A 26,259-nucleotide genomic window follows, 5' to 3' on the forward strand; every position below is an offset into this window, starting at 1 on the left:
CGCTTACGCCGCAACGCGGCGCAGGCGGCTCACCGAGTACTGCAGCGTGCTCGGCTGCAGCAGCGCGTCGAAGCTGATCGGCTCGCGCGCCGGCTGCACGTCGAGCAGCGCATGGATGGCGAAGTGCAAGCCGCCGACGCTGCCGCGCGCGCCGGACTCCAGGGCGACGCGGACGTTGTGCAGCCGCGGCTCGTGGCGGGCGATCGCCTGCTCCAGCGAGCGGCAGATCGCGGCGCGGTCGTAGGCGTTGGCCAGGCTCATCGTCGAGAAGTCGCGCAACCCGTAGGTCATCAGCGACTTCTGGCAGTTGGGGTACTGCTTGAGCGCTTCTTCGGAGAACGCGGCGCGGCTGTTCAGGAGCCCTTCGAGGTCGCGCGCCACCGATTCCTTGTACTGCTCCAGGGACACGGATTTGAAAACGGCGCTCGGGGCCGCGGCCCTGGGCTCGTCGTCGAAGAGCTTTTCCAGCAAGTTGGGTTCGAATCCCTTCATGCGTCCACCACGGCGGCGTAGGCGCGCTCGGCCGTTTCGTCGCGGGCTGCGGGTGGCGGCGCTGCCCGAGCGACCGGAGCCGGCGCTCTGCATTCCCCTGCTGATCGCACTTGCCGATGAAGGATCCGCAAAGCGGGACAGCAAACGTTGTTCTCGTCTTCCATTTCGCCCAAGGCCTTTGCCCGGAGCTTCGATGTGCGGTGGCGGCCGGAACCGCCACCGCACGAACCGCACTTAGACAGCGAAAGTCGGCTTGCCCAGGGTGGGACTGGCCTGCATGACCACCTTGCCGCCGGCACCGCCGCCCGGGTTCTGGGCGGTGTAAGTCTGCTTGATCGCGCCGAACGAGAGCTCGACTTCCTCCTCGAGCATGCCCTCGTCGCTGACGCGGGTCGTGATCTTGCTGACCACCACGTTCAGCAGGTTGACGACCCAGTAGTCGACTTCCTTGTTGTCGCCGTCGGCACGGGTGAACACGAGCTCGCCCTTGGGCAGGGTCGCGCCGTTGAACGCGGTCTGGAACAGCGGGCCGCTGGCGATGTCCACCGACTTGACGAACTTGATGGTCGAGAACTCCGCCCGCGCGGCGGTGTGGCCGCCGGTGGTCGACGCCGTGGCCGAACGCGGCTGCGTCAGGCTCAGCTCGTAATCGCGGATCTCGATCTTGTCCTTGTGGCGCTCGATGCGCGACTCGCCCTTGATGGTATCCAGGGCGAGGAATGCGCTGGGCTTCTGACGCTTGGTTTCGTTTTGAGTTGCCATGAGTAGTTCCTTATCGTCCTTGTGACATGAGTTGAACGGTCGAGTGTGTGGATGTTGCGTTCAAGTACCGCCAAGTCGTTCAAGTGCAGCCAAAACATCAGGGGCGTGCGCCCAATGGAGGTGCCGCGCGGGGAAGCCCGTCCCGGGCTCTTTCCCGGCGTCCCCGGCCGGTGATGCCACCGGCCCGGCCCTCGGGCCGCGCGCTCGCGCGGCCGTGTACGAACCCTCCCTGGCTCGCGAAGCCGCCGTTCGACTCCGACGGCGGCCTACTTGCGGAATGGGAGATCCCCTTTACTTCTTCGCCCCTGCCGGCAGCTCCGCCACCAGGCGCAGCGACACCGACAGCTCGTCGAGCTGGAAATGCGGGCGCAGGAACGCCACGGCGCGATAGACGCCCGGGCGGCCCGCCACCTCGGACACCTGGATCGAGGCCTCGCGCAGCGGGTGCTGGGCCTTGGCTTCCTGGGTCGCGTTGTCGTCGAGCAGCACGTACTGGGCGATCCAACGGTTGAGGAAGTCCTCCACGTTGCCCGCCGAAGCGAAGCTGCCGATCTTCTCCCGCATCATCGCCTTCAGGTAGTGGGCGATGCGCGAGACGGCGAAGATGTACTGCAGCTGCGACGACAGGATCGCGTTCGCGTTGGCGGCGTCGGTGTTGTACTTCTTCGCCTTCTGCGCCGACTGCGCGCCGAAGAACGCCGCGTAGTCGGTGTTCTTGCAGTGCACCAGCGGGATGAAGCCGAGGTCGGAGAGTTCCTTCTCGCGGCGGTCGGTGATCGCGATCTCGGTGGGGCACTTGAGCGCGATCTCGCCGTCGTCGGTGCGGAAGGTGTGGGTCGGCAGGTCCTCGACCAGGCCGCCGCCCTCGACGCCGCGGATCGCGGCGCACCAGCCGTAGTCCTCGAACGCGCGGGTCAGGCGCGCGCCGAACGCGTAGGCGGTGTTGCACCACAGGTACTTGCCGTGGTCGGCGCCGTCGACGTCCTCGACGAAGTTGAAGCCCTCGACGGTGGTGCCGTCCTTCGGGTTGTACGGCAGGCGCCCGAGGAAGCGCGGCAGGGTCAGGCCGACGTAGCGGCTGTCCTCGCTCTCGCGGAAGGACTTCCACTTGGCGTATTCGATGGTGTCGAAGATCTTGGACAGATCCCGCGGCTTGCCCAGGTCGGTGAAGCTCTCCAGGCCGAACATGTCTTCCGAGGCCGCGGTGATGAACGGCGCATGCGCGGCCGCCGCGACGTGCGACATCTGCTCGACGAAATACATGTCCTCCGGCTGGCGGCCGATGTAGTAGTCGCCGATCATGGCGCCGAAGGGCGAGCCGCCGAACGTGCCGAACTCTTCCTCATAGACCTTCTTGAACAGCGCGCTCTGGTCGAAGTCGATCGCAGACTTGAAGTCGCGCACGAGGTCCTTCTTCGGCGCGTTGAAGACCTTGATCTTCAGCATCGCCCCGGTCGAGGTCTGCTGGCACAGGTAATGCAGGCCGCGCCAGGTGCTCTCGAGCTTCTGGAACTCGGGCGCGTGCATGATCGCGCTGAGCTGCTCGGAAATGAGCCGGTCCAGCTCGGCGACGCGCGCGTCCAGCGTCAGGTTGAGGTTGTCCGACACCACCACGGTGCCTTCCATCACCTCCCGCACCAGCTCGGAGATGATGTCCTTCGCGCGCTGGTGCTCGGCCTCCGACTTGGCGACCTTGCTTTGCGCGATGATCTGGTCGAGCAGGCCGGCCTCGGCCGTGCCCGCGGCCGCGGTGGCGGCCTCCGCCTGCGTTGCGTTCATGCCGACTCCTGGCCGCCCTGGCCCAGTTTCTTCAGCTGTTCGGTATTGCTCAGCACTTCGTTGAGCAGGTCCTCGAGCTTCTCGTTCCCGGCGAGCTTGTTGCGCAGGTCGGCGAGCTTCGAGCGCGCCTCCAGCAGCTTGCGCAGCGGTTCGACCTGCTGCGCCACCGCTTCGGGGCGGAAGTCGTCGATGGACTTGAACTTGAGCTCCACGGCGAACTCCCCGCCCTCGTCGCTGAGCTTGTTCGGCACGCGGTAGACCGCGCGCGGGGCCATGCCTTCCATGACCTCGTCGAAATTGTCGAGGTCGACGTTCACGAACTTGCGGTCCTTCAGCTTCGGCAGCGGCTCCTCGGGCTGGCCGCTGAAATCGCCGAGCACGCCGACCACGAAGGGAATCTCCTTCTGCTCGATCGCATCGCCTTTCTCGACGTCGTACGTCAACTGCACCCGCGGCGGACGGACCTTCTGCAGGCGCTTCTGGATGCTTTCCTTCTTCGACATCTCAATCGTCTCCCGGACGACGCGGCGCCGGCCGGCGCCGCGAAAGGCTTCAATCGAACGGATTGCGTTCGGCGGTATCGGAAGCGGACCCCGACGTGGCGGTGGCCGCCGCCGGCGCCGCGCGGCGCGTGCCGCGGGTGCTGCGCGGCTTGGGCTTGGGCTTGGGCACCAGGTCGCCGACGACGAAGTCGTTGCCCATCGTCGCGATCATGGTCGCGCGCAGCTGCTCGGCCTCGCGGCGGGCGGTCTCCGACGCCAGCGCGCCGCTGCCCTGCAGGCGCTTGAGCGATTGCGCGGCCACGCGCAGGCCGCTCACCGTCAGGACGCTGTCGGCGACCATGTCGGTCGGATCGCGCTTGAGCACCTCTTCCGCGGCGACGATGGCGCGGCCGTAGTTGCCGGCATCGAACTGCAGCTGCGCGCTGCGCACCCAAGGCTCCTTGCGGGTGGGATCGACCTTGGCCGCCTCGTTGAAGCTGGCGAGGGCGCTCTCGATCCGGCCGGCGGACACTTCCGCCTCGGCGGCGCTCATCAACCGGTCATAGCCGCCGGCTTGCGCCTTCTTGGCGCCGCCGGACGCGCACGCCGCCAGGCCGAGCGCCAGCACGGCCGCCATGAGGGCACGGAAGGAAACCAGGAGGGGGGACTTCATTGAACTGCACTCTCCTTGTGGGGACGAACGATGCCTCCGTCGGCTAGCGACGATCGTCACTTGGTGACGCTTGCGGGCACCTATGGCCGGTATAGTAGCCTTAAGCGCCACCGTCAAGGCAACCCCACGGCCCCATCCTGGCCTTCCCGGACGTCATCCGGGTGACAGGCCGATGACGGGGCGGGTCTGACCGCCGTTTTCAGGGAGTGACGTACATGGACCGCCAGCCCGCCCGCCGCGCCCGATGGGCGCCGTACCGCCCGTCGGGGCTCGCCTGGGCCCTCGTGACCGGCCTGGCCTTGGCCGCGACCGGCTGCGCCAGCTCCGGGGGGCTCGGCAAGGCGATGGGCAAGGCGCTGGAGACCGTGGGCCTCAAGGCCCCCGCGCCGGAACAGCCGCAGGAACACACGGTGCCGCTGCGCCTGTATGCCGCCGAGAACCTCAATGCGGGCAACGAGCGGCGGCCGCTGGCGCTGGTGGTGCGGGTCTATCAGCTGCGCAACCTGCAACGCTTCGAGCAGGCCCCCTTCGACGCCTTCCTGGACGAGAACGCCGAGCGCGCCGCGTTGGGCAGCGACCTGGTCTCCGCCAGCGAGATCCTGCTCACCCCGGGCCAGCGCCACGAGGTCCAGGAGAAGGTGGCCGCCGACGGCAGCCATCTCGGCGTGGTCGCCCTGTTCCGCTCCCCGGCGGCCAGCCGCTGGCGATTCGCCTTCGACAGCCGCAAGGCGGCCAAGGACGGGATCACCATCGGGCTGCACGCCTGCGCCATGACCACCACCAGCGCCGCGCTCGAGACGCAGCTGGCGAGCGAGCCGCATGCGCTGTCTTCGGTCAATTGCGCGGGCAAGCGCTGAGGCGCCGATGCGGATGCGTTTCGCGCGGGCGAACGACGCGCCGGATGTAGTAGGCTCGCCCGGAACCGCCGGACCGGCGCGCGCGCCCAGCCGCGAGCGCCGCGGGCCGTCCGCCCGGGACGCGGGCCAAAGGATTGCAGCGAGGCAGTCGTGAGTCGGATGTCGAAAGTCTTCTGGGGCGAAGGCCTGTTCCTGCGCCCGCAACATTTCCAGCGCCAGGACGCGTATCACGAGGCTCGCCTGCAGGATCACGTCGCCGCGGTGCACCCCTACGCCTGGGGCGTGCGCAAGGTGCGCTTCGACGCGGCCAGCCTGGCCAACGGCACCCTGCGCGCGCAGGAACTGTCGGTGATCTTCCCCGACGGCGAGCCCTATGCCGCCCCGGGCGAGGACCAGCTGCCCGAGGCGCTTTCGCTCGCCGACCTGCCGCCGGGCACGCAGTCGACCACGATCCACCTGGCGCTGCCGCTGCTGAAGGACCACGGCGGCAACTGCGGCGACGGCAACAGCGCGGGGGCGCGCTTCGTCCAGGCGAACCGGCCGACGCCGGACCTGTACACCGACGCCGGCGAGGCCGAGCTGGCCTACCTGCACAAGTCCGTGCGCCTGCTGACCGACGACGAGCCGCGCGACGCCTACGTCACCCTGCCGGTGACGCGGGTTCGGCGCACGGCCACGGGCGGTTTCGAGTTCGACGAGGACTTCGTGCCGCCCTGCGTGAACCTCGGCGCGTCGCCGGCCCTGCACCTGCAGCTGCGCCGCCTGCTCGACGCGCTGCAGGCCAAGGCCGATGCGCTCTACGGCCTGCACCGCGAGCCGTCGCAGCATGTCATCGAATTCCGTTCCGGCGACATCGCCTCGTTCTGGCTGCTGCACACGGTCAATTCGGCGTTCGCCGCGCTGGCGCATCTGTTCCGCCATCCCGGGCTGCATCCGGAACGGCTGCACCAGGAACTGGCGCGGCTGGCCGGTTCGCTGCTGACGTTCTCCAAGAGCTACGGCCTCGGCGACCTGCCGGCCTATTCGCATGCGCAGCCGGAGGCCGCGTTCGAGCGCATGTTCGCGATGGTGCGCGACCTGCTCGACACGGTGATCTCGGCGCGCTACTTCCAGATCGCGCTGACGGAAGTGAAGCCGTCGTTCCATCTCGGCCGCCTCGATTCGCAGCGCATCGACGAGAAGTCCGCGTTCTACATCGGCGTGGCCGCGGACATCCCCGGCCCCGAGCTGGTGCAATCGGTGCCGGTGCGCTTCAAGATCGGCGCGCCGGACGACGTCGAGAAATGCGTGCTCTCGGCCCTGCCCGGGGTCAAGCTCACCCACGCCGCGCAGGTCCCGGCCGCGATTCCGGTGCGGCCCGGCAGCTACTATTTCGCGCTCGAGCCGCGCGGGCCGCTGTACGAGCGCATGCTCAAGGCGCAGTCGGTGATGATCTACGTGCCCGCCGGCGTGCGCGACCTGAAACTCGAACTCATCGCCCTGACCCCCTGACGGAAGCACGGACGCCATGAACTACCCGCAGCCGCCGGTTCCGCAAGCCATGCCCACGCTGTCGCCGGCGCTGGCGCAGCCCGCGCCGGCCGCCGCCGCGCCGCGCAGCCTGCTCGACCTGATGTCGGACGGGTTCTACCTGCTGATGCTGCTCAAGCGCGGCCAGCTGCCGGCGAGCGAGTCCTCGTTCGTCGAGGCGATCCAGCGCTTCCTGGAAGGCGTGGAGCGCGGCGCGGTCAAGCTCGGCATCGCCGCCGAAGACATCTACGCCGCCAAGTACGCGTTCTGCGCGGCGGTGGACGAGGCGATCCTGTCGCAGCCCTCGCCGATGCGCGAGGACTGGGAACGCAATCCGCTGCAGTTGCGCCTGTTCGGCGAGCACCTGGCCGGCGAGCACTTCTTCGACCGCCTCGAGCAGTTGCGCGGGCAGGGCGCGGCCAGGCTGCCGTCGCTGGAGGTCTACCACTACTGCCTGCTGCTCGGCTTCGAAGGCAAGTACCGGCTGGAAGGGCCGGAGAAGCTGGGCTATCTGACCGCGCGCCTGGGCGACGAGATCGCCTATCTCAAGGGCAAGCGCGCGCCGTTCGCGCCGCACTGGGCGCCGCCGGACAAGGTCGCGCACACGCTGCGCCGGATCGTGCCGGTGTGGGCGCCGGCGGTGGCGATGGCTGCGGTCGGCGCGCTCGCCTTCCTCGGCTTGCACGCGCTGCTGGGCCGCCAGACCGACCGGCAGCTCGCCCATTACCAGGACGTGGTGCAGATGCCGGCGCGAACCGCGCACCTGACCATCACCCTGCCCTGATCCTTTCGCCGTACATGCGCCGGATATGGATATCCCACCGCCCTCCGCCTCTGCGATCCGGATAGGCCGCCACGATGCGGCCGCGCCGCCGTCCGCGCGGCCTCGCGTCCATCGCGGCGGCACGTTTCCAGGAGCCGATCGTCATGGCTGACCCCTACAGTCCGTTCACCCTTGGCGACGCCGCCGGGGCGGTCACCGCCGACCCGAGCCTGGCGCAGTTCGGCCGGACCACGGCGCTGGCCGAAGAACTGATGCGCCTGGCCCGGTCCGACGGCGACCGCACCGCGCTCGCCGAGGAACTGCTGGACCTGGCCCGCGGCGCCCTGCCCCAGGTGGACCGCAGCACCCCGGCCGAGGAGGCGCTGGGTTCGGTGCTGCAGTTCGAGGGCCTGCTCGGCAAGCTCGCGCGCTATGCGCCGGTCGCTGCGGGCGTGCTGCAGGCGCTGCATCGCGGTGCGGACGAGAAGGCGGTGGCGGGCGAACTGGCCGCGGGAACGTTCGCGGCGATGCGAGAGCCGACCTCGCCCGCCGGCGCGGCGATCGAGCGATTCGACGCCGGCAGCCTTGCCGACCCGCCGTTGCCGGAAGGCTTGGACGCCGGGGCGGCTTCCCTCCGAGGCGACGGCCTCGTCCAAGGGGTCGAGGCGGCGCCCGGCGGAGCGGCGAACCCGGGCCCCGTGCCGCGGTTCGCGGACGCAGGCCAGGACACCATGCCCCTGGCGCGGTCCGCTGCCGGCGATGCGTTGCCCACGTCGCCGGCGGTGCCGCCCTCCGCGCGCGCCTCGCTCGATCCGGGCGGGCACGGACGCGCCGCGCCGGCCGATCCGCCGGTCGGGCCGCACGGCCGCGGCCCCCATGCGCCCACGACCTCGCCCCGCGCCGCGACCGGCCGGGCGGCGGAGGCGCCTGCCTCTTCGCTGGCGCAGCGGTTGCTCGGCGCCTTCGCCGGCCAGCAGCGCCTGCTGGAGATCGACACCGCCCTCGCCGACGCGTTCCTGGTCGAACGCTACATCGGCCAGGAAGCGGTATGCGCCCCCTTCAAGTTCGAGATCGACTGCCTGGCGCTGTCCGCCTTCCTCGACACCCGCGTCCTGCTCGGCCGGCCGGTCGCGCTGCGGCAGCGCCTGGCCGACCAACGCTGGCGCCATTGGCATGGGCTGTGCACCCGGGTCGCGCCGCTGGGCGGCGACGGCGGCTATGCGCGCTACCGGCTGACGATGGAGCCGTGGACCGCCTTGCTGGCCCTGCGCCGCAATGCACTGATCTTCCAGGACCTGGACCTGCGCGGCATCCTGGAACGCGTGTTCGCCGACTACCCGCAGGCGAGCTGGCGCTTCGACGTCACCCAGCCGCTGCCGCGACGGCCGATCACCACCCAGTACCGCGAGACCGATTGGGAGTTCGTCACCCGGCTGCTCGCCGAGGCCGGCCTGGCCTGGCGTTTCGAGCACGTCCAGGCCGCCGCCGAGGGCGAGGCACCGGCGCACGCCCTGGTGGTCTTCGACCGGCAGGCCGCACTGCCGGACGCGGCGCCGGCCGCCTTGCGCTTCCACCGGGTCGACGCGAGCGAACGCGAGGACGCGATCACCCACTTCACCGAGCAGCGCCAGGCCGTGCCCGACGCGGTCGCGGTGGCCAGCTGGCAAGCCGAGCGGGTCGAGGCGCTCGCCGCCGTCGCCGAAGCCGCGCCCGCCGGCCCGCACCTGCCCGCGCGCGAGGTCTACACCGCGCCGTCCGCCGGCCGCTACCCGCAGCCCGAGCAGGCGCAACTCGCCGCGGAGCTGCGCCTGGACGCGCTGCGCGTGCCGCAGCGCCTGCACGCCGGCGCCGGCAGCGCCCGCGGCCTGCAGGCCGGCGCGGCGTTCGCGCTGCAAGGGCACCCGGACCTGGACGGGCAACGCTTCGTGCCGGTCGCGATCGAGCACGTCGCCGCCAACAATCTCGGCACCGGCATCGTCGCCCTGCTCGACAGCCCCGAACTGGAGCGCGGCAGCTACCGCAACCGCTTCCTCGCCGTGCCCGAAAGCACGGCGCTGGTGCCGCTGCCGCGCCCCAAGCCGCTCGCCCCGGGCGCGCAGACCGCGCGCGTGGTCGGCCTGCCCGACGCGGCCAACACCGCCAGCCGCGACCACCAGGTGCGGATCCAGTTCCCGTGGCAGCGCGGCGTCGCGCCGCAGGCCGGCGGGCTGAGCGACACCGGTTCGCGCGCGCATCCCGAAGGCCACGCGCCGGGCGACCACACCGCCGGCACCTGGGTGCGCGTGGCCGAATGGCTGGCCGGCCCGAACTGGGGCAGCCACGCCCTGCCGCGCATCGGCAGCGAGGTCCTGGTCGAGTTCCTGCACGCCGACATCGACCAGCCGGTGATCGCCGGGCAGCTGTACAACGGCGAGGCCGCCCCGCCGTTCGCCGCCGGCGTGGACGCCGGCGCCAACCACGTCGGCACCCTCTCGGGCCTGCACACGCGGTCCCTGGACGGCGCCGGCACCCAGCAGTGGCTGGTCGACGACGCCCCCGGCCAGTTGCGCCAGCGCCTGCACACCAGCCTCGGCGACAGCCGGCTCGAGCTCGGCTACCTGATCGACCATCACGACGGCCGCCGCGGCGCGCTGCGCGGCCAGGGCTTCGACCTGGCCACACTCGGCTGGGCCAACCTGCGCGCCGGCACCGGCGTGCTGCTGTCGGCCACGGCCCGCCCCGGCGCCGCCTCGACCCAGTTCGACGTCGCCGAAGCCGTGGCCCAGCTCCAAGGCGCGCAGGACACGGCGCAGGCCCTGAGCGACGCCGCCCGCCAGCACCAGGCCGCGCCGCTCGCCGCGAACGAGGCGCAGCGCGCCTTCGTGGCCGCGGTCGACCCCGGGCAGGAGGCGCGGTACACCGGCACCGCCGGCGGCCAGAGCGCGACCAAGCCCACCGGCGGCCGCCGCGACGGCGGCGATCCGGTCGAACGCTTCGCCCGGCCGCTGCTGTTCGTCGAAGGCCCCGAGCACGTGCTGGCCACCACCCCGGCCAGCGCCCTGGCCTTCGCCGGCCAGCACCTGCACCTGACCGTGCAGGACGACGCCCACCTCGTCGCCGGCCAGACCTTCGCCGCGGTCAGCGGCCGGCACACGGCGCTCTTCGCCCAGCAAGGGCCGATCCGCGCGATCGCCGCGAACGGCCCGCTCAGCCTGCAGGCGCATGCGGGGCCGCTGGAGCTGCTCGCCGACCAGAGCGTCACCGTCACCGCCACCGACGCGCGCGTGGAGGTGCTGGCGAACAAGAAGATCGTGCTGCAGGCCGGCCAGACCCGCATCACCCTCGAAGGCGGCGACATCACCTTCGCCTGCCCGGGCAACTTCACGGTCAAGGCCAGCCAGCATCCGTTCCTGGGCGGGGCGAGTGATGCGGCGTCGCTGCCGCTGCTGCCTGTACCCAGCCAGATCAAGCAATACAGCGAACGCTTCGATGTCGATGAGCTACTGCTGGTCGACGAAGCTCTCGCTGGAGCTCCGTTCATCGTTCGCTTGGCGAGTGGAGACCGCTATTCGGGGGTACTCGACCAGGATGGACTCACTCCGCGGGTCTTCAGCGCGCAGGAAGAGGACATCGAACTGTTGATCGGCGACGGAGATTGGGAAGTTGTCGAGGATGTCAATGAAGACGACGTTCTGGCGGGAAGCGATGGCGATGACAATGCGTAATGCACGGACTTGGCTTGCTCTTGCCGTCTTCCTCGTGGTGAATCCTGGATGCAGCAAGGCACAGCAAGGCACGCAACGCGTCGACGCGCTGGAACAAGCAGCAGCAACGCACGCGACATGGCGCAAGGCCGAGGCACCGGCATCGCTCAACCGCTATGTCGCCGAGCCCTTCAATCTGCTTTCGCGTGAACCTTCCCTGGTCACCGGCAAGGTGCACCATGACGCAGTCTTCCAGAAAGCGTGGGAGCAGTTGCTGAGGGAGTCCACCACGACACCGCAAACCCTGGAAAAGCGGCTGCTCAGCGGTCCGGCGACAGAAGGCGCGTACTGGGAGTCGAACGACAGGCACGGCTTCCTTTACATGATGTGCCAAATCCATGCCTGCTCGACGACGAACCTCGTATTGTTCTTCCAGCCTGAAACAGCCTCGATGGGCGGACGCCTGCAGGAAAGATGCCAAGTTCGCTGGGTAGGCGAGATCAGCGATGACATCAAAAGACTGATCGAAGACACGAAGCCCATCGATCTGGCGGACCCGAATCGGGAATTCGATTGCGCAGAGCAAGGAGATGCGCCGTGAGCGGCGGCATGCGCGAGTTTCTCGCCGCGGTGGCGCAGCGAGAGAGTGGCAACGACCACACCATCATCAACAGGGCGGGATTTGTCGGGAAGTACCAGTTCGGCGAAGCCGCATTGATTGACCTGGGCTATTACAAGTCCGACGGATCCAATTATGTCAACAATTGGAAAGGCGTTTGGACAGGCAAGAACGGCATCAACAGCCTGCAGGACTTCCGCAATTCCCCCGACGTGCAGGATCTGGCCGGAGCGGAGTGGTTCAAAATCTTGTGCAAACGCGCCCGGTTAATGGGCCTGGACCAATACATCGGCAAGACCATCAAAGGCATCCAAATCACCGAATCCGGCATTCTCGCGGGCGCTCATCTGGTTGGGATGGGCACGAAGAAGAAGCCTGCAGGCGTCGGCCAATTCCTCCTGTCCAATGGCCAGGACGACCCGGTAGACGGCTTCGGTACCCGCGCATCCGAGTACATCAGCAAGTTTGGCGGCTACAACCTCGGATGCCACGCGGGAACGCTGAGCATCGCCATTCAGGACCGCAAACGCGAACCAATTCCTAATGTCGGCTATGAAGTGCGCGGCCGCGGGACGATACTGCAGAAGGGCACAACCAATCGGCAAGGGGAGATCCAGAAGCCACTGGAACTCGACTTCTCCGACAGCGTGGAGTTTTGGATCGAGCGCATCCAAGGTGGATTCAAGAAGATATGGGCTGGCGTCATGGGCAGCTCCGAACACAAGGTTGTACTGAGAAGCCCCAAGGTCAAGGTCACCGGCCGCACCAAAGCGCATACCGGCGCGGAAGGCACCCATGGCAATCGCACGCAGCAGGCTCGCCAATCGGGCATCCATGTCGTAAAGCGTGGCGATTCGCTTTGGGCGATAGCGAAACGGCACGGGACAACGGTGGAGGAACTCCGGAAAATCAACCCGGAGTTGGGCAACTCTGATCTGATTCACCCGGGCCAATCGATCGCAGTTCGCTCCGGCGGCAGCAGCGTGGTTGTGAAACCCGGGGAAACGTTGTCGAGAATCGCACAGCGCAACAACACGACGGTTGCCGATCTGCAGCGTGCTAATCCAAGCATCACTGACCCGGACAGGATACAAGCCGGACAGCCTATTCGGATTCCGGATGCCTCGGCCGCGACTGATGGCGCGAAGGTGTCGTCTCCTGCTTCAGCAAGCGCGCCATCCCAGCCCTCGGAGGCGCCGAGCGTCATCACGACCAAGAACGATCGCACCCGGCGCGGACATCCCATTACGGTGGCAACGGAAAACCCTCCACCACCTGCCGTGACGGACCGGGTCAAGCGGATGATCGAGATTCTCGACATGAACGTCTTGTACGGCGACCCCAAAGTAAAGCCCAACGGGCCGGCGGCGGCGGCAAGAGCGATCAGGAACCAACCGATTTCAACGACACCCAAGAGAGCGCGCAGATCTTTGGGGCGCTGCTACCTGTATGTGAAGGTTGCCTTGCAGGCATCGGGCATGGCGAGCAGGTACCTCGCTGGCCAGGCGGCCAAGTCCGCGGGCCCGGAGCTGAAGAAGGAGGGTTTCCGCAACATCCTCGAGGAATCAAACCACGGGATCAAGAGTCCGTACGACGCGCCCGTAGGCAGCGTCATTGTCTACGATGTGACGGACGGATCACCTTGGGGCCACATCGAGGTGCGGATGAGTGATGGCGAATTCGCCAGCGACTACAAGAGTCCCAACAGCCGTGTGATGCGGGTGGGCGAACCGCCAACGCTCATGGGACGCGGCCGAAGAGTGTCTGGCATCTGGGTGAAAGAATGAAGGCTTGTCTTGCGCTACTCCTGCTTTTTCCATTGACCGCATGTGCACAGATCGAACCTGTCGGCAAGGGCTCGAGCCGTGCCATGACGCACCCGACCAGCAGTGCTCAGGCGGGAACCATGGCGAGGACCGCGGGACAGAAATTCGAGGACCGGTTCACCTGGAACGAGGTCTTCTCTTGTTCTGCGGAAGACGAATTGTTGAACATTGGGGTGGGCGGGATTTCTGGAAGCGATGCCCGGCGATTGGGATTGACTGCGGAACAACAGCATCGCTCGCTTGATGTGGATGTTTTCCGTGCCGCCGGGGGACAAAGCCAAAGATGGTTTCACTCCTGGGGTGAAGCGGCTTTCGATTCAGACGAGGAAGGCCGGCTTGCTTCGGTGAAGCTGGCCAACGGCAAGAGGGTGGAGTTTCATCGCTTCGGCCCGTTGCCCGATCCAGACGCAAGCGAAGCGGCGTTCGATCGCAAACCGTTCTTCACCATGACCGTGGACGGGAAGAAGTATCGATGCGGCTTGGAGTTTAATCCCAGATAGCTCCAGCTGCAGGCTCACCCGGGCCTGGACGGGCAACGCTTCGCGCCGATCGCGATCGAGCACGTCGCCGCCAACAATCTCGGCACGGGCATCGTCGCCCTGCTCGACAGCCCCGAACTGGAGCGCGACAGCTACCGCAACCGCTTCCTCGCCGTGCCCGAAGGCACGGCGCTGGTGCCGCTGCCGCCCCCAAGCCGCTCGCCCCGGGCGCAGACCGCGCGCGTGGTCGGCCTGCCCGACGCGGCCAACACCGCCAGCCGCGACCACCAGGTGCGGATCCAGTTCCCGTGGCAGCGCGGCGTCGCGCCGCAGGCGGGCGGGCTGAGCGACACCGGTTCGCGCGCGCATCCCGAAGGCCACGCGCCGGGCGACCACACCGCCGGCACCTGGGTGCGCGTGGCCGAATGGCTGGCCGGCCCGAACTGGGGCAGCCACGCCCTGCCGCGCATCGGCAGCGAGGTCCTGGTCGAGTTCCTGCACGCCGACATCGACCAGCCGGTGATCGCCGGGCAGCTGTACAACGGCGAGGCCGCCCCGCCGTTCGCCGCCGGCATGGACGCCGGTATCCTTTCATGGAAAGCAAAGTCTACAACAACAGGAAGTTCTCTTTTGCTTGGGGATTATGGAACGATGGAGCATCTTCTAAGCATGGGCTCATGAAAAGCAAAGATGAGGCCATTGCTGGCTATCAAAGGTATATCGATCTGCATTCGGCAGCCGGCAAACCCTCTGACAAGAGCTGGCATGGAATCGGCAAAAGAAACCTGGTGCCGGATTATGCAAAATCGCGTTTGACAGCACTGCGAGGTCAGCAATAATGAACTTCTTTACCAGCACAGCATTGTTTGTTCTGTTGCAGGCCGTCACCAATGGTGCATCCACTCGCCCAATCGATCTTGATGGGGACAACAAGCCTGATGAAATTATTCAACTCCCTCTGCAAATCGCTGAAGATCAAGCCAGCTCGCACCGTGAGATAGTCCTAAAACTTTCCAGCCTACGTCTACCGTTGCGGGCCCACCTTCACTCCGATACCACAAGTTTAGAAGTCTATCCAGACCACGGCAGCCTGCTGATTGTCGACCACTCTGAGCGATCTAGTCGCGATGCCGCTGAGTTTAATTATTCCGTTTTTAGATGGAGCAGAGACAAAAATACACTTTGCCTGCACGCCGAGGTGAGCGGAACACCTGCAAACCAGTTGCAAGGAGAAAGAATCCCAAAAGAAGCGGAAGTCACTTTTTACGCGCCTTGCGCTGCCTTTGGCGGAAAAACACCTCCACAACCCCTCGCGCCAGAAAATGCCCGTCGAGCAGCATTGATTGAGCTTGCAACCCTCGGCAAGAATGAAAAAATACCTGAATATTTAGCGATCCAATTAGCTTCCATTGTAGACGCAAGCAACGTCGCCATAATAAATGACGCCGGATACTATCAAGAACAGGCTGGATTTCTGGAGTCAGCGCTGATTATTCTGAATGCCGTCCATAACCGCTTTCCTAAGCGGGTTGTTGCGCGACTCAATCTTGCCGACACTTATTGGAAGCTAGGAAATAAAATGCGTGCCTGCGCCCTTTATGGCGAATATCTATCCGCCGCGAGGAAGAGCAAAACCCCGCCTTCGCCCCATGCGATTGAGCGCGCACAATGCGAGAGCAGCAGCCACTAAACCGATTCGAACTGAGGCAGCCACGCTCTGTGCATCGGCAGTAATATAGGAATGAGCACTCGCTTTGCCGGGGTTTTTGCATCTATCCTCCTTGTTGCATGGCTTCATTTGGCGCCAGCAGCACAAGAAGATCAGACCTACAACCACTTACATCTGACTCAAGGAGAATCGATAGCATCCGGCAGCCTGTGCGCGAGGACCAGTTTTCGCGCTGCCTATAAGGATGATGCCATGGAATATGCTACAAAGTCCGGCTCGTTGAGAATCCAGAACCAACTGGAAGATGGCGTTCCCGAATTGATCGCTGGCGACTTGATGGCCATTGCAGCGCCGACGGCAGCGACAGCATTCCTTACGCCGCCTATAAGAATCTGAGCAAGGAGGACAAGGATCGCTACTCCCGCCGACAAGTGCTGGTGCCTTCAGGTCAGCCTATCTGGGTAGAGCGCGCTCAACTAGGCAATGAGGCGATCACCACGGGACGATCCCTCAATGCATGGAGTCAATTCCCCTTGAAAGTGGGGCAGGGCGATGGCCCCACGAATGGCTTTGTCCGTGTGGTCGCAATCAAGCACTTAGCCAAGAGCGCCGCGGAACCCGACGGCACCCGCTGGTGGGAAGTGGACGTGGGTATGATCGACGGCAACACGCGCACCGGTTGGGTCCGCGAGAAGGATCACCCCAAGGTGACGCTCTGCTCGCCATGGGATTGGCCGGGTTTCGAACACGTGGAAGCCGATGCGACGACTCCGGAAGCGCTTTATGCGCGCCACATCGTCGCCACCAAGCAAGCGCGGCCAGACGAGAAGGCTGCGCTCGAGGCGCGTGCCGCGGAAGCCAGCGGTGGCCCTCTGTTCTCGCGGCTCTGCGATGCCATCGATCTGGACGACGACCGCGCGCTAACGCCGGAGGAACTGCGCAAAGCGCTCAAAAAACCATGGTGGCTGAAGCGCTTTCGCGGCTGATCGTGCATCACGTCAGCGAATGGGGAACGCCCCAGGCGCAATGGGATGCCATCGATGCGCATATTCCGCCCAACCGCAAAGGCGACTGGCAACAGGAGAAGCAGCGCATTCAATCGCTGCAGTGGCGGAACAAGGTGCCAGCGCTGGGCGAGCCCAAGATCCATCATTTTCATCCAATTTCAGCCACAGAGATAAAGGCAAGATAACAGAAGAAATGCTGCGTGCGATATTCAATGCGCGCAATGTTGACGTAAATAAATTGCAGTCCGTTGCGAAAGGGATAAACAACAACATGGAAGAATATAAACTTGACGTTCCTTTAAGGCTATCGCACTTCTTTGCTCAAACGCGCGAAGAGGCTGGCGCGAATGCGAGGACAATTGAAAACCTCGACTACTCTCCCGAAGGACTTAAAGCTACTTTCGAATATTTCCGGAACCATCCAGCCGAAGCTGAGCTCTACGGTAGGACTTCAGAGCATCCTGCCGACCAAGAAGCTATCGCAAACAGGGCTTATTCCAATAGAGAGGGGCATGGAGCTCCCGAACCAGGAGAGGGATGGCGGTGTCGTGGGCGCGGCCTCAAAATACTGACATTGGAAAAGAACTATCAATCTTTTCAAGATGAATACGCTAAATCCAGATGAACAGCCAGACTTCGTCAGCCCTACTATCAACAACAAAATATCCTGCACGATCATCCGTATTTTTCCGGCCACATCACGACCTTTATAGCATTGCAGATTCCAGACCCTCGAGCGAGAGCGTAGATAAAATCACGGAAGTAATTAACCTGCGCACCAACGGCTACGCCGCGCGAAGAGATCATTTTACGAGAATCGGAATGAGAAGATTTTCCACGAAATCGAATAGCTGCGTCGGCATATTTTTATCACTTGCCATATTTGCAGGGAACACGCACGCAAAAGATTGCGAAGCAGCCAGCATCGAGCCCAAATGTGAATTCAGTCCGAGCCTTACGATAAATTTCCCATTCCCTCGGTCGACCATTCACTTCTTTCTTGCTGACCAGGCAGGGCCTGCGGAAACATCGGTTCTGATCAAAACCCCTGGAGGCAAAAAACTTCTACTGGACTCGATAGGCGCGGAGGGAGGTGAAATTCCGAAGATTGAGTCCACGTTCCTCGCAGATGCCAACAAGGACGGAAAGAACGACCTTCTCATTCTGGCTAGCTGGAATATCAATCATCCTGGGCTCAAAACTACGGGAAATTATTTTCGGACCTTCGTGTATGGCTATGACGATATAAGGGGCGGCCTCTACCGAATCGAATGCGCAGAGGAGATTATAGGAAGCGGGATTGTTGGAACTGTGGAGGGCGAGAAAGAGAATTACCCGTACACGAATGCTGGAAGAATCCGGAAGCTGCTCCAGCATAGCCAATGCTCTTTGAAATCAACCGCCGATTCGCAAGATTAAGTAGGATAGCGAGCGCAGCACCTGCGGCAGGCCGTGGTCGCGCTTGAGCTGCTCGAGCACCCGCAACAGGCGGCTGGAGTTGATCGACGTGTCGACCTCGATGTGCAGCGCCTCGCGGTTAAAGTCGTCGACCACGTTGAAGGTCCGGAAGCGCCGGCCGCAGGCCAGCGCATCGCTCATGAAATCCATCGGCCAGACGGTATCCGGCAGCTTGGGGGCGTACAGTGCGGCCCGTTCGCGCTGGGCAGACGTTTGCGGGCAGCACGCCGCAGGTTCAGTCGCATAGCCCGGTACACACGGTAGATTCGCTTGTGGTTCCACTGCGGGTGACTGCGCCGAAGAAACGCCCGAGACTTCCAGAAGCCGCGGCTGGGCCGTTCTTCGATCAGTCGGGCCAACGCTACGATCAACTCGGCGTCGCGCACGGTCCAATCCAGCGGTGGCCGGTACCACGCCGCCTCCGACAGGCCCGCGCAGGCACAGGACCGGCGCACTGGCCGCGCATGCACCTCCACGAGGCACCGTACCGCCCCACGCTTGCGCACCGGCCCTACAATTTTTTTTCGATCAGATCCTTCATCGCCGCGTTGTCCAGCGCCAACTCGGCGTACGTCCGCTTGAGCCGCGCGTTCTCCGCCTCGAACTCCTTCACCCGCCGCAGCTCGGATGCCTCCAGCCCGCCGTGTTGGCTCTATCATTTGTAGTACGTGGCCACACTGATGCCGGCCTGACGGCAAGTGTCCTTGACCGGCACCCCGGCATCGGCCTGCTTGAGGATCGAGACGATTTGCGGCTCGGTGAACTTCGAAGTCTTCATTGGAACCTCCTGGCTGAAAGATGCCAGAAAGCTCTAATTTCAATCTCTATGGGAGGCGCGGGCTTACGATGGGACCAGCAATCTTTCGGCCTGCGATTCACCAACACCCAATCGGCATGCAGGATCCTCGGCGATGAATAGAGCTGCTCTAGCAACCGCTTTTGCGCTTCTAATTATTTGCGCTTGCAGGGCCGAACCAGCCTACCGGGTCGACAAATCGATCAGCCATGGCGATAACGAGGATTCCATATTCTTTATTGACGATGACAACTACATTTTCGATGGCGGATGCAGGCTTTATAACCTCCAGAAGAAAAAATTCTCGAAGGATTGCGACTTACCGACAGACCCTCGCTGGGCAACACCGAGTCCTAGCGGGAAAAAGATTTTTGTGACATCCATTGGACCTGCCTCCGAAACGTTCGAGTCCTACATCTACGACACCGCCTCCCGAGGAATTGTTTTCCGCTTGCACAAGGCCATCTTTGCAGCACCGATTGCCGTCCACCCGAATGAAAAAATGCTCGCAATGATGAAGGGAAAAGATCCCGATGTTCCAGATTCTGGTCAAGTGGTGCTGACTGATCTGGAAGGGAACGCGCTTTCGTCGCCTGTAGATACTGGCGCGGTCATTAATCTACTATTTTCAGATGACGGCAGCGGCTTAAGCATCATCCGCGAAGATGGCACCGCTACTTTTTGCACTGTAGCCTCACATCGTCTTGGCCCTTGCCAAGATGATGCCCTCCCTTCCCCTTTCATTAGCCCCAACAGCCAATATGTCGTTAATTCTGACGGAAAGGCTGTGTCGTTACGAGACAGGACTGGACTAGAACTATTTAAACTCCCTATGGACACGACCAAAGAGACGGGGCGTTATGTCTCATACTCCAGGGACGGACGCCGACTAGCAATTAAAGGACTACTTCCACAGGAGAATGGCAAGATAGCCCCGGGCTTCGTGGCAATCACTTTCGAAAAGCCAGTATTTGGACTAAGCAGTTCGACTACGGCATATAAGGCCGATTGAGCCAGCGCCGATTTTCTGCCAATGCCTGCGGGCCAGTGACGCGACGCTGGCGCACTGCCAAGCCGGCACAGCCACTCTGGGTATCGGGCATTCGTGGATGGCTCAACCGCGACTCATTCGATTTCGGCCTGGTTCCGCAACGCGTCCGGCCAGCCTGGTAATCGACAACCCGCAGACAGCAGTCGATATTCCCTGCAACGCCAGACACTGCAGGATTCTATTGCGCAAAGACAAACATCCATAGGGCAGCTGATAATGGCGCTACGGCACAGGCCTCTGCTGCCGCAAGTCGGCTAGTCAACCCGTATGAACGCCCTCCTGCGCCCAGACGGCGCCTTTTGGTTCTGGACTGAATTTAAAGAACTCCAAAATTGACCGTTACTACATCAGCCAACCGGATCCATGGATGAAGATGCCCCCCAATGACGAGGTGGTCCATCGCGTAACCAAAAGATTGTAGATGGCGGTGACCGAGGACTCTCGGAGCGGCAGATGCTTCTCAAGAGAACAAGGAAAAAATGAATTTGGCACCCGCCGGAGTTTTTGCATCTATCCGGCTTGTCACATGCCCTCATTTGGCGCCAGCGGCACAAAAAATCGGACCTACAACCACTTGCAGTAGGCTCAAGGAGAATCGATAGCATCCGGCAACCTGTGCGCGGGGACCAGTTTTCGCGCCACATACAAAGGTAACACCATGCAATTCGCTACAGAGTCCGGCTCATAAACTTTCCGCCCCCACGGTCGACCATTCACTTCTTTCTTGCCGGCCTCAGCGCCCCCCGAGAAACACACATCAATGCGCAGCTCTTCTGAAACGATTCTCCCGGGCCTTGCGATTCTCTTAATTGCTGGCAGCACTAGTTGCGTAGCCAGAGGATCGGGCATGCATGTCGCGCCACTCAAAACCATCCCAGATGAATTGCACCAGGCAGCAGAGCTGGCGTTACGTGATCTCCAAAGGCCAGAATATGATCCGCCTCAGATCATGGATTCGGCAGCCACACATTTGAAAAATGGCTCCAAGGAAGCCATCGCAATCCCCGTTGTCATCTCTCAAACGATTGGCGCGCATGATTTCATGCAGAAATGCTTGATTCTGAAAATTTCCCCTGGCAACAAGATCGAAGCAAGGCTTTTAGAGAGGCAACCATCTGGATTCTCCGATGAGTACGATCCATGCACCTCAATATCACCCCCCATACTGGTCGACATTAACCAAGACAGGGTAGACGACTTGATTTTTCCAGTATCCTACGTCAACGCCGAGAGGCGGCGGTATTATTTAACGGACGTCTATCTCGTGAATTCAAATTTAGAGATATGCCACTCGCCGCAAGCTTCGACAATGTTCCTGCCAAGCGATGATCGAGCCATCGATTTGGGAAGCGCTAAAAAAATAGCCAAAGAAAAAGCCGAAGAACTAAGTAAGATTGAATGCGTGACAGCCTCTCGCTGAGGGGTGTTCGCCAACTACCCGCAGGCGAGCTGGCGCTTCGACGTCACCCAGCCGCTGCCGCGACGGCCGATCACCACCCAGTACCGCGAGACCGATTGGGAGTTCGTCACCCGGCTGCTCGCCGAGGCCGGCTTGGCCATGGCGTCGAGCACGCCCAGGCGGCCGCCGAGGGCGAGGCACCGGCGCACGCCCTGGTGGTCTTCGACCGGCAGGCCGCACTGCCGGACGCCGAACCGGCCACGCTGCGCTTCCACCGGGTCGACGCGAGCGAGCGCGAAGACGCGATCACCCACTTCACCGAGCAACGCCAGGCCGTGCCCGACGCGGTCGCGGTGGCCAGCTGGCAGGCCGAGCGGGTCGAGGCGCTCGCCGCCGTCGCCGAAGCCGCGCCCGCCGGCCCGCTCAGTGCGTTGGCGCTCACTAAAACGGCCCCAATTGGGCAGCCACGCCCCTGCCGCGCATCGACAGCGTGGTGGCATCCGAATGATGCTGTAAAGCGCCGACTGAGCGTGGGTCATTGCAGCCGTCCTGATGCTCATGGCCTTGGTTCTTGCGCGCCCTTTCGTGCGCGGATGTACGCGCCTCGCTCGCTCGGACCGTCCTGCGTATCGAATTCCAGCGCGCCTGCGCCACCAAGCCCGGCGCGGCCGCCTCCCCGGCGCTCGCCGCTCCGCTCCGCCGCGGCGGACTCGCTCCGACCGCGGTGGCCGGCACGGGTTCCGGTTCGCCCCGGCGCCGGCCGGCTGCGCGCCGCAGCGCCCGCTGCCGGACCGGGGCAGGCGCGCCCGCGCGCTCAGAACCCGCCGCCGGCGTCGAGATAGGCCTGCTCCTCGGGCGTGGTCGCGCGGCCGAGGGCGTGGTTGCGGTGCGGGAAGCGGCCGAAGCGGCGGATCACCTCGCGATGGCGCTCGGCATAGTCGCGGTACGTCGCCGCGTTCTCGCCCTCGAACGCGGCGAACAGCGCCACTGCGCGGTCCTGGTCGGCCGGGGCTTCGGAGTGCTCGAACGGCATGTAGAAGAAGATCCGCAGCATCGGCTCGACCGCGCGGTCGTGGCCGAGTTCGAGCGCCCGCGCGGCGTAGTGGCGCGCGAGCGGGTCCGTGGCGAAGGCGTGGGCGCTGCCGCGGAACACGTTGCGCGGGATCTGGTCGAGCAGGATCGCCAGCGCGAGCGCGCCCTCGGCGTCGTCCATCCAGGACTCCAGCTCGCGCCGGGCGGCGCGCAGGTGCGCTTCGAGGAAGTCCTCGCGGCAGCGGCGATCGAAGGCGTCGTCGCGCTCGAACCAGCGCGCGTAGCCGGCTTCGCGCCAGAAGTCCACCACGTCGTGCGGGCCCATCGCGCCTCCCGTGTCGATCCGCTCCGGCCGGAAGGGTAAACGATGCCGGCCGGACGCGATCACTCCGCCTCGGCCTTGTCGCCGACCTCCGCGCCCAGCTGCGTCTGCAGCTCGCCGATCCACAGCTCGGTCGCGCTCTGCAGCGTCACCGCCCGGATCAACGGGCGGATCGAACCGCCGGAATAGGACTGCGAGACGAAGCGCGCGTAGCGCTCGCGGAATTCCAGCCAGCTGCGGTGCGCCTCGTCGAACAGCGCCAGGTCCTCGCCGTCGAGCTGGCGGCGCAGGTGGTCGAGCACCTGCTGCAGGCGCGCCTGGCTGCGCTGGAAGGCGTCGAAGGCCTGCCGGTTCATCTCCTGCTGCGCGGTCTCGTCGCTCTGCCGCGCCACCTGCTCGGCCTGGGCCACGTAGCGGTCGGCGATCCGCACCGCGGCCTCGGCGCGGCCGATCAGCCGCTGCTCGAAGCGGCGCAGGTCGTCCAGGTTGGTGTTGGCGCTGTCCAGGCTCTGCTTGAGCTCGAGCAGCTTGCGGCTGCGCTCGATCGTCTCGACCGAGCGGCGGCGCTCGACCGCGCGCTGGACGAAGTAGAACGCCCAGCTCAGCGCCGCACCGATGATCAGATAAAGGACTTTCTCCATGGCCGCTCCCTCCGCACGCCGGCAGTGTGCGCCCGGGGCATCGCACCGCCTGCGATCTGCGGCCGGGGCGGCCAGCTGAATGCGCGCCGACGGGTGCGGCGCCTCACGAATTTCTTCACCGGACCTCGGCTAACCTGCATCACGCCTGCGATGTGCGGCCTATCGCAGGTCGACCCGGCCTCGGCCGCTTTCGGGGAGCCAAAATGAGACATGCATCGCTCGTGCTTGCTTCGCTGCTGATCGGTCTGGGCGCCGCCGGCGCCGGCCAGGCCGCCTGCTACAAGATCTGCCCGCCTTCCGGCGCGGGCTACTGGTACTGCACCGACCCGAACGAAACGCCGCCGGAAGAGCCGATCGTCTGCCCGATCCCCAAGCCGGGATCCTCGCCCGGGCAGCAATCCGGCGGACACGAGGAATCCACCGCGAACGAAGCGCGGCGGACGCAGGCGAGCGAGGCGCAGCCCCGCGACGGCGCGCGCTAGCGGTCCCCGCGGGCGCCGGTTCGGCGCGCCTCCCTCGCAGCGCGGCGGCGCCTGCGCTCAATCGTCGAAGCGCAGGTGCCGCACCGACTTGCCGTGGCGGCGGATCAGCCGCAGCGCCTCGATGCCGACATTGATGTGGCCGTCGACGAACTCGGCGCTGACCCGCGCGTCCGAGGCCTCGGTCTTCACCCCGTCGGGGATCATCGGCTGGTCCGAGACCAGCAGCAGCGCGCCGCTGGGGATGCGGTTGGCGAAGCCGGCGGCGAAGATCGTCGCCGTCTCCATGTCGATGGCCATGCAGCGCATCGCCCGCAGGCGTTCCTTGAACGCGTCGTCGTGCTCCCACACCCGGCGGTTGGTGCTGTAGACCGTGCCGGTCCAGTAGTCGTGGCCGAGATCGCGGATCATGGTCGAGACCGCGCGCTGCAGCGCGAACGCCGGCAGCGCCGGCACCTGCGGCGGCAGGTAGTCGTCGCTGGTGCCCTCGCCGCGGATCGCCGCGATCGGCAGGATCAGGTCGCCGAGCTGGTTCTTCTTCTTCAACCCGCCGCACTTGCCCAGGAACAGCACCGCCTTGGGCGCGATCGCGCCCAGCAGGTCCATCACCGTGGCCGCGTTCGGGCTGCCCATGCCGAAGTTGATCATGGTGATGCCGTCGGCGGTGGCGCTGGGCATCGGCCGGTCGAGCCCGACCGGCTGCGCGCCGGTGAGCCGGGCGAAGGTGGCCAGGTAGCCGCTGAAGTTGGTCAGCAGGATGTGCTCGCCGAAACCGTCCAGCGGCACGCCGGTGTAGCGCGGCAGCCAGTTGGCGACGATCTGCTCCTTGTCTTTCATGTCGTGGAATCGGGAAACGGGGAACGGGACGCCTGGAAGCATAGCGCCCCGGCCGCCCGCCTCCGGTGGCCGCGGCGCCGGCCCCGCCGGACGCGAACCGCGTCGCGGATCCGATGCATGACCATCGTCAGGCTTGGCACGGCGGAAACGCGCGGGTTACGGTGCGGGGGTTGTGGCCGCACCATCCGGGGAAAACACCATGCTTCGAGCTCTCGCCGCCGCGCTCGCCGCGGCGCTGTGCGTCGGCGCCGCGCATGCGGCGGACGCCGCCAAGGCGCCTTCGCGCTTCGTCCAGGATCCGTATCCGAGCACCTACCGGCCGGTCGCCGCCGGCCCGGTACTGCTGCGCAACGCCACCGTGCTGACCGGCACCGGCCAGCGCCTGGACCGCGCCGACGTGCTGCTGCAGGACGGCAAGGTCGCCGCGGTCGGCGCCGGGCTGGGCGCCCCGGCCGACGCCACCGTGGTCGACGCCACCGGCAAGTGGGTCACGCCCGGCCTGATCGACGTGCATTCGCACCTGGGCGTGTACCCGAGCCCGGGCGTGAGCGCCCACAGCGACGGCAACGAGATGACCGCGCCGACCACGCCGAACGTCTGGGCCGAGCATTCGGTGTGGCCGCAGGATCCCGGCTTCGCCACCGCGCTGGCCGGCGGCATCACCTCGCTGCAGGTGCTGCCGGGCAGCGCCAACCTGATCGGCGGCCGCGGCGTCACCCTGAAGAACGTGCCGGCCACCAGCTACCAGGCGATGAAGTTCCCCGGCGCGCCGTGGGGCCTGAAGATGGCCTGCGGCGAGAACCCCAAGCGCGTCTACGGCGGCAAGAGCGGCCCGGCCACGCGCATGGGCAACGTCGCCGGCTACCGCGCCGCGTTCATCGACGCCGCCGAGTACCTGCGCAAGAACGGCGGCAAGCAGGAGGAGGCGCCGAAGAAGCGCCGCTGGTGGCAGTCCGACGACCGCAACGGCGCCGACAGCGAGAAGGACACCGGCGGCAAGCGCGACCTCAAGCTCGACACCCTGGCCGGCGCGATCAACGGCGACATCCTGGTGCACATCCACTGCTACCGCGCCGACGAGATGACCACGATGCTCGACCTGGCCAAGGAGTTCGGCTTCAAGATCGCCGCCTTCCACCACGGCGTGGAGGCCTACAAGATCGCCGACCGCCTCGCCCAGGAAGGCGTGTGCGGCGCGCTGTGGGCCGACTGGTGGGGCTTCAAGATGGAGGCCTTCGACGGCATCCAGGAGAACATCGCCCTGGTCGACCGGCCGCGGAACGGCTGCGCGATCGTGCACTCCGACTCCGAGGAGGGCATCCAGCGCCTCAACCAGGAAGCGGCGAAGGTGATGGCGCACGCGCGCCTCGCCGGCCTCGACATCCCGCCGGAGCGGGCGATCCGCTGGCTCACCCAGAACGCGGCCAAGGCGCTGGGCATCCTCGAGGAGACCGGCACCCTGGAGCCGGGCAAGATGGCCGACGTGGTGCTCTGGAGCGGAAACCCGTTCAGCGTCTACGCCAAGGCCGAACAGGTCTACATCGACGGCGCGCGCGTGTACGACCGCAACGACCGCTCGCGCCAGCCGGTTTCGGATTTCATGCTCGGCCAGGGCGCGGCGGCGCAGGGAGGTGTGCTGTGAAG

General features: G+C 65.2%; 27 protein-coding genes and 3 pseudogenes. 21 read left to right on the forward strand and 9 right to left on the reverse strand.

Annotation, left to right across the window (positions count from 1 at the left end; translation table 11 throughout):
* Positions 1 to 3: 3 nt before the first annotated feature.
* The 5 genes from tssE to EDC50_RS13890 all read right to left on the reverse strand — a co-directional run bounded on the left by tssE (position 4) and on the right by EDC50_RS13890 (position 4,188).
* On the reverse strand, positions 4 to 492 hold the full coding sequence (tssE, locus tag EDC50_RS13870; RefSeq protein WP_123771075.1) for a type VI secretion system baseplate subunit TssE: 489 nt from the start codon (positions 490 to 492) through the stop codon (positions 4 to 6).
* Between the two features lie 234 nt (positions 493 to 726).
* On the reverse strand, positions 727 to 1,254 hold the full coding sequence (locus EDC50_RS13875) for an Hcp family type VI secretion system effector (RefSeq protein WP_123771076.1): 528 nt from the start codon (positions 1,252 to 1,254) through the stop codon (positions 727 to 729).
* A 291-nt stretch (positions 1,255 to 1,545) separates the two neighbouring features.
* Positions 1,546 to 3,033: a type VI secretion system contractile sheath large subunit gene (gene tssC / locus EDC50_RS13880; protein WP_123771077.1), complete on the reverse strand. Its 1,488-nt coding sequence runs from the start codon at positions 3,031 to 3,033 to the stop codon at positions 1,546 to 1,548.
* Positions 3,030 to 3,536, reverse strand: coding sequence for a type VI secretion system contractile sheath small subunit (gene tssB / locus EDC50_RS13885; protein ID WP_123771078.1), 507 nt, complete (start codon positions 3,534 to 3,536; stop codon positions 3,030 to 3,032). The genes tssC and tssB overlap by 4 nt, the downstream gene beginning before the upstream one ends.
* Positions 3,537 to 3,585: 49 nt before the next feature.
* Entirely contained in the window at positions 3,586 to 4,188 is a 603-nt protein-coding gene (locus EDC50_RS13890; protein ID WP_123771079.1) for a tetratricopeptide repeat protein, read from the reverse strand.
* Positions 4,189 to 4,403: 215 nt separating this feature from the next.
* On the opposite strand from EDC50_RS13890, the gene tssJ reads away from it, so the two are divergent.
* From tssJ to EDC50_RS13955, 15 genes and pseudogenes are all read left to right on the forward strand, one after another.
* Positions 4,404 to 5,045 (forward strand): type VI secretion system lipoprotein TssJ, encoded by a 642-nt coding sequence (tssJ, locus tag EDC50_RS13895; RefSeq protein ID WP_123771080.1) that lies wholly within the window; start codon positions 4,404 to 4,406, stop codon positions 5,043 to 5,045.
* Positions 5,046 to 5,204: 159 nt separating this feature from the next.
* On the forward strand, positions 5,205 to 6,536 hold the full coding sequence (gene tssK / locus EDC50_RS13900; protein WP_123771081.1) for a type VI secretion system baseplate subunit TssK: 1,332 nt from the start codon (positions 5,205 to 5,207) through the stop codon (positions 6,534 to 6,536).
* Positions 6,537 to 6,552: 16 nt separating this feature from the next.
* On the forward strand, positions 6,553 to 7,338 hold the full coding sequence (gene icmH / locus EDC50_RS13905; RefSeq protein WP_123771082.1) for a type IVB secretion system protein IcmH/DotU: 786 nt from the start codon (positions 6,553 to 6,555) through the stop codon (positions 7,336 to 7,338).
* Positions 7,339 to 7,481: 143 nt separating this feature from the next.
* Positions 7,482 to 11,021, forward strand: coding sequence for a type VI secretion system Vgr family protein (locus EDC50_RS13910; RefSeq protein WP_242002982.1), 3,540 nt, complete (start codon positions 7,482 to 7,484; stop codon positions 11,019 to 11,021).
* Positions 10,975 to 11,601 carry a hypothetical protein gene (locus EDC50_RS13915; RefSeq protein ID WP_123771083.1) on the forward strand — a complete coding sequence of 209 codons (627 nt, stop codon included), beginning with the start codon at positions 10,975 to 10,977 and terminating at the stop codon, positions 11,599 to 11,601. Before EDC50_RS13910 ends, EDC50_RS13915 begins: the two co-directional genes overlap by 47 nt.
* Positions 11,598 to 13,406, forward strand: a complete 1,809-nt coding sequence (locus EDC50_RS13920; RefSeq protein ID WP_123771084.1) for a LysM peptidoglycan-binding domain-containing protein — start codon at positions 11,598 to 11,600, stop codon at positions 13,404 to 13,406. Before EDC50_RS13915 ends, EDC50_RS13920 begins: the two co-directional genes overlap by 4 nt.
* 83 nt (positions 13,407 to 13,489) lie before the next feature.
* Positions 13,490 to 13,945, forward strand: a complete 456-nt coding sequence (locus EDC50_RS13925; protein WP_123771085.1) for a hypothetical protein — start codon at positions 13,490 to 13,492, stop codon at positions 13,943 to 13,945.
* A 174-nt stretch (positions 13,946 to 14,119) separates the two neighbouring features.
* Positions 14,120 to 14,506 (forward strand): annotated as a pseudogene (locus EDC50_RS13930) (phage baseplate assembly protein V); the annotation flags it as partial.
* A 95-nt stretch (positions 14,507 to 14,601) separates the two neighbouring features.
* A complete protein-coding gene (locus EDC50_RS16450; protein WP_158635673.1) occupies positions 14,602 to 14,763 on the forward strand; it encodes a hypothetical protein in 162 nt (53 codons plus the stop codon).
* Positions 14,763 to 15,614, forward strand: coding sequence for a tetratricopeptide repeat protein (locus tag EDC50_RS13935; protein ID WP_123771086.1), 852 nt, complete (start codon positions 14,763 to 14,765; stop codon positions 15,612 to 15,614). Before EDC50_RS16450 ends, EDC50_RS13935 begins: the two co-directional genes overlap by 1 nt.
* A gap of 51 nt (positions 15,615 to 15,665) precedes the next feature.
* Entirely contained in the window at positions 15,666 to 15,989 is a 324-nt protein-coding gene (locus EDC50_RS13940) for a hypothetical protein (protein WP_123771087.1), read from the forward strand.
* A gap of 137 nt (positions 15,990 to 16,126) precedes the next feature.
* Positions 16,127 to 16,579 carry a hypothetical protein gene (locus tag EDC50_RS16700; protein WP_242002981.1) on the forward strand — a complete coding sequence of 151 codons (453 nt, stop codon included), beginning with the start codon at positions 16,127 to 16,129 and terminating at the stop codon, positions 16,577 to 16,579.
* Positions 16,555 to 16,785, forward strand: coding sequence for a hypothetical protein (locus EDC50_RS16705; protein WP_242002980.1), 231 nt, complete (start codon positions 16,555 to 16,557; stop codon positions 16,783 to 16,785). The genes EDC50_RS16700 and EDC50_RS16705 overlap by 25 nt, the downstream gene beginning before the upstream one ends.
* Before the next feature lie 8 nt (positions 16,786 to 16,793).
* Complete coding sequence (locus EDC50_RS13950; protein WP_123771088.1) at positions 16,794 to 17,225, forward strand: hypothetical protein; 432 nt, start codon at positions 16,794 to 16,796, stop codon at positions 17,223 to 17,225.
* Positions 17,222 to 18,019, forward strand: coding sequence for a hypothetical protein (locus EDC50_RS13955; RefSeq protein WP_123771089.1), 798 nt, complete (start codon positions 17,222 to 17,224; stop codon positions 18,017 to 18,019). Before EDC50_RS13950 ends, EDC50_RS13955 begins: the two co-directional genes overlap by 4 nt.
* Positions 18,020 to 18,029: 10 nt before the next feature.
* On the opposite strand, the pseudogene EDC50_RS13960 reads toward EDC50_RS13955, so the two are convergent.
* A pseudogene (locus EDC50_RS13960) lies at positions 18,030 to 18,836 on the reverse strand (transposase); the annotation flags it as partial.
* Between the two features lie 133 nt (positions 18,837 to 18,969).
* Here EDC50_RS13960 and EDC50_RS13965 point away from each other — a divergent pair.
* The 4 genes and pseudogenes from EDC50_RS13965 to EDC50_RS16910 all read left to right on the forward strand — a co-directional run bounded on the left by EDC50_RS13965 (position 18,970) and on the right by EDC50_RS16910 (position 22,146).
* Complete coding sequence (locus tag EDC50_RS13965) at positions 18,970 to 19,866, forward strand: WD40 repeat domain-containing protein (RefSeq protein WP_123771090.1); 897 nt, start codon at positions 18,970 to 18,972, stop codon at positions 19,864 to 19,866.
* An 886-nt stretch (positions 19,867 to 20,752) separates the two neighbouring features.
* Positions 20,753 to 21,325: a hypothetical protein gene (locus EDC50_RS13970; RefSeq protein ID WP_158635672.1), complete on the forward strand. Its 573-nt coding sequence runs from the start codon at positions 20,753 to 20,755 to the stop codon at positions 21,323 to 21,325.
* Between the two features lie 3 nt (positions 21,326 to 21,328).
* Positions 21,329 to 21,406: pseudogene (locus EDC50_RS16905) on the forward strand (hypothetical protein); the annotation flags it as partial.
* 113 nt (positions 21,407 to 21,519) lie between these two features.
* Positions 21,520 to 22,146: a hypothetical protein gene (locus EDC50_RS16910; protein WP_425477937.1), complete on the forward strand. Its 627-nt coding sequence runs from the start codon at positions 21,520 to 21,522 to the stop codon at positions 22,144 to 22,146.
* Here the strand turns inward: EDC50_RS16910 and EDC50_RS13980 are convergent.
* Together EDC50_RS13980 and EDC50_RS13985 are read right to left on the reverse strand one after the other, a co-directional pair.
* The gene (locus EDC50_RS13980; RefSeq protein ID WP_123771093.1) at positions 22,119 to 22,661 is read right to left on the reverse strand and encodes a DUF924 family protein; all 543 of its coding nucleotides are present in this window, start codon (positions 22,659 to 22,661) and stop codon (positions 22,119 to 22,121) included. The genes EDC50_RS16910 and EDC50_RS13980 overlap by 28 nt on opposite strands.
* A gap of 59 nt (positions 22,662 to 22,720) precedes the next feature.
* Positions 22,721 to 23,299 (reverse strand): lysozyme inhibitor LprI family protein, encoded by a 579-nt coding sequence (locus EDC50_RS13985; RefSeq protein ID WP_123771094.1) that lies wholly within the window; start codon positions 23,297 to 23,299, stop codon positions 22,721 to 22,723.
* Positions 23,300 to 23,502: 203 nt separating this feature from the next.
* On the opposite strand from EDC50_RS13985, the gene EDC50_RS13990 reads away from it, so the two are divergent.
* Positions 23,503 to 23,781, forward strand: coding sequence for a hypothetical protein (locus tag EDC50_RS13990; protein WP_123771095.1), 279 nt, complete (start codon positions 23,503 to 23,505; stop codon positions 23,779 to 23,781).
* A 57-nt stretch (positions 23,782 to 23,838) separates the two neighbouring features.
* Here the strand turns inward: EDC50_RS13990 and EDC50_RS13995 are convergent, their stop codons facing one another.
* Complete coding sequence (locus EDC50_RS13995) at positions 23,839 to 24,615, reverse strand: AMP nucleosidase (RefSeq protein WP_123771096.1); 777 nt, start codon at positions 24,613 to 24,615, stop codon at positions 23,839 to 23,841.
* A gap of 199 nt (positions 24,616 to 24,814) precedes the next feature.
* Here EDC50_RS13995 and EDC50_RS14000 point away from each other — a divergent pair, with 199 nt between their 5' ends.
* The gene (locus EDC50_RS14000) at positions 24,815 to 26,257 is read left to right on the forward strand and encodes an amidohydrolase (RefSeq protein ID WP_123771097.1); all 1,443 of its coding nucleotides are present in this window, start codon (positions 24,815 to 24,817) and stop codon (positions 26,255 to 26,257) included.
* Positions 26,258 to 26,259: the final 2 nt, after the last annotated feature.

This window comes from Vulcaniibacterium tengchongense (assembly GCF_003814555.1).
GTDB classification, from domain to species: Bacteria; Pseudomonadota; Gammaproteobacteria; order Xanthomonadales; family Xanthomonadaceae; genus Vulcaniibacterium; species Vulcaniibacterium tengchongense.